We start from the raw sequence: 4752 nt of genomic DNA on the forward strand, positions 1-4752 counted from the left end.
GGGCGACGCGGGCGGTGAGGTGGGCTTCCCGCCGGCGCAGATGCTCGACCAGCCGCTCGGCTTCGACCGCCCGATCCTCGGTAACCGTGAGGAGCGTTGCCGTCTCGACCCAGCGAGCCTCGGCCTCCCGTTCACGCTCCTCGGCTTGGGCGACGCTGGCCGCCGCGGCGAGAGCGCGAGCCTCGGTCGCGTCGGCGTCGGCTGCGTCGGCGCTGGCGAGCGCGGCGGCGGCGGTGGCCAGCGCGGCGTCGCGGTCCTCTTCGGCCTGCTGACACCGGGCGCCGAGCTCGATCAGGCGGGCGCGTAGGTCGCCGCGTACCCGGTCGGCTTCCTCCAGCCGCTGGTCCGCCGCCTCGGCCCGCTCGCCGTCCTGTCGGGCCCGCTCCAGGGCGGCGGCGAGCTGGCGTTCCACCTCCTCCAGGTCCGCTCGGGGAACGTGGGCCGCTCGTGTGGCCCGTGTGGGGGCCACCGAAACCTCGGCTGTCGCAACCAGCGGGTCGGCCGCGGCTGCCGGCACCATCGCGATCGGCGAGGTGGTGGTCACCGGCATGCCGGCGACGGGGATCGCCAACAGCCAGGCGACCGCGGGCCAGTCCCGGTCCGCGGTCGCGGCCTCGGCGGCCTCCAACGCGCGGCTCGCCTCCTCCTTCGCCAGCGTGGTCCGCCCGGCCCGTGACCCTTCGCACCACCGCTTGAACAGGCAGAAAGCCGTAAGCGTCGCGGATTCCCGGTCGGGCTCCGGAAGCTTGTTCAGATAGCAGACGATCTGGTCCCAGTCGAGTTTCGTTTTCCCTGTGAACCGCCGCTCGATCTTCTTTTTCTCGGCGTCGTGACCGGGGTCGCCCACCGGCAGCGAACAGCAGGACTTCCACGGCACCTGGTAGAGGGCGTGCAGGAGGTGGAAGAACAGCAGAAGACACCGGTGGTCGCGGGAGACTCCGTTGTCGATGACCGGCCAGCGACCGCCCTGATCCTTCGGGTTCCCGGTCACCGCAGCCCTATTTTCCCTGGTGGGCAGGCGATCCAGCGCTCACTGTCGCTACCTCCACCGGGTAGCGACAGTACCGGTGGACGGTTGCGACACCATCTGGAGAAAGACCGTCGCCGGTGGTGGTGCGGGGTTGCGACGCACATTGCTGTGTACTCCCGAATGTCTCTATTGACATGCGAAGTTACGGCACTTGTCGGGGGATCAGGGCAGACGATAAAACATCCCCAAAATTAACTAGCCATACACCCGATAACAAAGGACGTACGTCATGCCCCCAACCCGTACGAGCATGTTGCTGGTCCCGCTCCCGGCCATGGCGCTGGTGGCCGTGAGCGCGTACTACCTCGGCTGGCTTCCGGCGCTCACAGCGGTACTGACCTACGCCGTCCAGCCCCGGGTGCCCTACACGCCGACCCCCGGCCAGAGCGCCCCGCGCGTCGCCCACCCTCGGCGCGAGGATCCAGATGATCATGATTGCCGGTAGGTCTGGCGACCATCTGGATAGTCAGATCAAACTAGTATGAACGGGCTACGTCGAGGATATCCGTTGTTGCTGTGTCGACTTCCGGGGTGCACCGCCAGGTCAGGGCCCCGGAAAGTCGCCGGAAAGTCGGCCGACGACCGGCGTGTCGCCAGGCAGGGTCGGGAGCCACCCGCACGGACGACCCGCAGTGGTCCGAGGTCGTCGTGAGGAGTTCGGCCTCGGCCCACCGCCGGGCGTCGGCAGGCGGGCAGCCCCATCGACGCCGACGAACTCACCCGCCGCATGAGCCAGGCCGCGGGATAGGTTGGGTCGGCGGCCATATCCGTCCCGCCAGTGGCGGCGCCGGGCCGTACTGGACCCGACCGGCATGCTTTTCTCGTCACCGCTGGCTGAACGGAGCCCGCTTGACCGTCACCGTCATCGGCGGCGACCCCAAACCGCGCTCTCGGACCCTCTTCGCCGCGGTCCGCGTCGCTGGTGAGCTTCACCGGGGCCGAGCCCGACCAGACCGTCGACCTCACCGAGCTCGGTGCGAGCCTGCTCGACTGGAACGTGGACCTGGGCGGGTCAGCGACCGCTCCCGGCTGGGACGGCACGGTCTCCAGCCGGCGCCGCGGCCTTGTGGCTTGAGCCGCTCGCGGCGTACGCCATGATGTTCCTGCGCGCTTCGTGGCCGGAAGCGTCCGGCAAGGGGATGCTCGACCGCGGGAACGTGCTGTCTTGGACCTGGCAGGCATGGGGGTGAGGTGGATCGGCGAGATTTCTTCGTCTCCCACGCCGACAGCGACCTGGCATGGGCTGAATGGATTGCCCAGGAGTTGGTCGAGGCCGGGTACGCGGTGGAGCTTGACGTGTGGGACTGGGTTGCGGGCACCAACCTCGTGCACGCCATACGGCACGCTCTGGAACGGGCCGAGCGGGTAGTGGCCGTCTACACCGACGCCTACTTCGCCCAGCGCCTTTCCCAAGCCGAGCACACCGCGGCGTTCGCGAGCGACCATCCGGGCCGCGTCGTTCCGGTGGTCGTGGCTGACTGCTCGATCCCTGAGCTGTACGCGCCGCCGACCCGGATCGAGCTGCTCGGGCCGGATCGAGCTGCTCGGGTTGGAAGAGGACGACGCTCGCCGCCGGCTTCTCGACGGAGTGTCGGCGGGCTTACGTGGGTCCGGTTCACCGGTCACCTTTCCGGGCCGAGCGGAGTTCCCCCGGCGGCTGCCGCGGATCTGGAACGTCCCGGCCCGAAACCCGTTCTTCACCGGCCGCGACGACCTTCTCCGGGCGTTGGACGGCCGCCTGCGTCAACCCGACGCGGAGGCAATCGCTGTTGTGCCGCTGCGAGGAATGGGAGGTGTGGGCAAGACCCAGCTCGCAGTCGAGTACGCTCACAGACGCGCCGCCGGATACCAGATCGTGTGGTGGCTCAACGCGGAGAACCCCACGCTGGCGACCAACGGGCTGGTCGAACTCGCGGCGGCACTGGGACTACCTACGGCGGGGTCCCCGGCCGAGGTTCTGCGGTTGCTGTGGTCCGCCTTGGCGGCCGGGTGGCCCGGGGGACTACAGGAAGGAGTGGACAATCACTTCTCGATGGCCGTCACGGCTGAGGACAGTGAAGTTGAGGACAAACTCTTCCTGGTGAACCCCTGCGGCTGGCACTGGTCCGAGGTAACGGCGACCTCCCTGGTTCTCGGAACTTCCCGTCGTCGCGCGGCGTTACTTCGACTACTACATCGAGCGGACGTTGCGCCGCGAGGAACCGGACTATCTGTGCTGAAAACGCCCGCCCGCGCCTGGACCGGAGCGCTGTGGCCCAGGCGTCCGCGCGGGTCGGTACGTGCGCGCGCCGCGTGTCGTCCCGGTCGGCTCCGATAGCTTATCTGCGTCGCGGCACGGCCTCTGCGCTCGAGCGCGGAGCTGCGTGAAGGGAGCACTGGTGGCGGATTTCCTGGTCGAGCTCTTCTCGCTGCGGGAGCGCACCGCGGTGGTGACCGGAGCGACCTCCGGTATCGGCCGCGGCATTGCCCTCGCGCTTGGCCGTGCCGGCGCGCGGGTGGTCGCGCTCGGCCGCCGTGCCGACGCCCTGGAGTCCGTAGTGGAGGAACTCCGCGATGCTGGCGCCGCCGCCGCAGGCATCCGGTGCGATCTGGCCGATCGCGCCGAGCTGAGCAAGGCGGCCGATCAGGCGGCCGATCAGGCGGCCGAACCGTTCGGGGAGCCCGACATCCTCGTCACCTCGGCAGGCGTGAACATCAGACCGCCCTTCGGCGGTCTGACCGACGAGGAGTGGGACCTGACGATGGCGGTGAATCTCGACGCGCCCTTCCTCCTGGGCCGTCGGTACGGCCCAGGAATGGCGGAGCGCGGCTGGGGAAGGATCATTAATCTGGCGTCGCAGCAGTCGATCCGCGCGTTCGGCAACAGCGGCGCGTACGGGGTGTCCAAAGCCGGTGTCGCGGCACTGACTAGGTCTCAGGCCGAGGCTTGGTCGAAACGCGGTGTGTGCTGCAACGCGATCGCGCCGGGATTCGTCCGGACACCGCTTACCAAGACCGTCTTCAACGATCCGGAGCGGGCGACGGCAATGGCCAATCGAACAATGCTGGGGCGAAACGGCGAGTTGTCGGACCTGGTGGGCGCCGCTGTGTTCCTGGCCGGCCCCGCCGCCGTCTACCTTACCGGCCAGACGCTGTTCGTGGACGGAGGCTTCTCCGCTACCTGACGGTGGGTTCCACCGCCCTGGCGCGGCCGGGAGTTCGATCCAGCAGCCCGGCGGGTGTGCCGCCGCGCTGCCCGATCGGAGCAGGTCCCGAAGCAGGGGCGAATGCGCCTTGGTGACGTCAAATCCGGTTCCGGTCGCATCGACGATGTGGTCGAAATGGTCGATCCGGCTCCGGCCCCCGACAGGGCACGCGTGACCGCGAAGCCGTAGCCTGATCGGCTCACGTCCAGCACGCCAGTGCGAAGGTCGAGCTGCCCGGTCTCGATGAACTCCCACAGCTTGACGGCGTTCTCGATCGGAATGCAGTGGCGGTACATACCCCAGAACACGTACTGCTCCCGCATGAATCGTTCCTTCGTCGCGGGAGGGAGCGTCCTAAACCAGCGCAGCAAGCGTCTCGCTTGCATATCCGCAAGCGAAAATGCTGGCCGAGCTGGCAGTTCGTAAGTAGTCGGAAGTCTTGTGGTTGATCGGTGCCGGGGTCTCATCGGTGTTGGCTGTGTGTGGTTCGCTGGCCGTGTTGGGTGATCTCCGGCTTGTCGGGATGGTTTGCTGCGG

General features: G+C 68.3%; 5 protein-coding genes and 1 pseudogene. 5 read left to right on the top strand and 1 reads right to left on the bottom strand.

Translation table 11 applies throughout. The features are described from left to right. The coding region (locus tag AC08OP_RS21035; protein ID WP_476615757.1) for a hypothetical protein at positions 1-991 on the bottom strand (991 nt) is incomplete at its 3' end. Between the two features lie 268 nt (positions 992-1259). Here AC08OP_RS21035 and AC08OP_RS21040 point away from each other — a divergent pair. From AC08OP_RS21040 to AC08OP_RS21060, 5 genes and pseudogenes are all read left to right on the top strand, one after another. Further along, positions 1260-1475, top strand: a complete 216-nt coding sequence (locus tag AC08OP_RS21040) for a hypothetical protein (RefSeq protein ID WP_476615758.1) — start codon at positions 1260-1262, stop codon at positions 1473-1475. Positions 1476-1952: 477 nt separating this feature from the next. Continuing rightward, positions 1953-2105 carry a hypothetical protein gene (locus AC08OP_RS21045; RefSeq protein ID WP_476615759.1) on the top strand — a complete coding sequence of 51 codons (153 nt, stop codon included), beginning with the start codon at positions 1953-1955 and terminating at the stop codon, positions 2103-2105. A gap of 116 nt (positions 2106-2221) precedes the next feature. Further along, positions 2222-2494, top strand: a pseudogene (locus AC08OP_RS21050) (toll/interleukin-1 receptor domain-containing protein); the annotation flags it as partial. An 85-nt stretch (positions 2495-2579) separates the two neighbouring features. Next, on the top strand, positions 2580-3347 hold the full coding sequence (locus AC08OP_RS21055; protein WP_476615761.1) for a hypothetical protein: 768 nt from the start codon (positions 2580-2582) through the stop codon (positions 3345-3347). Next, entirely contained in the window at positions 3310-4194 is an 885-nt protein-coding gene (locus AC08OP_RS21060) for an SDR family NAD(P)-dependent oxidoreductase (protein WP_476615760.1), read from the top strand. Before AC08OP_RS21055 ends, AC08OP_RS21060 begins: the two co-directional genes overlap by 38 nt. The last annotated feature ends 558 nt before the right edge of the window (positions 4195-4752 follow it).

This window comes from Frankia sp. CeRuru1, from assembly GCF_977966315.1.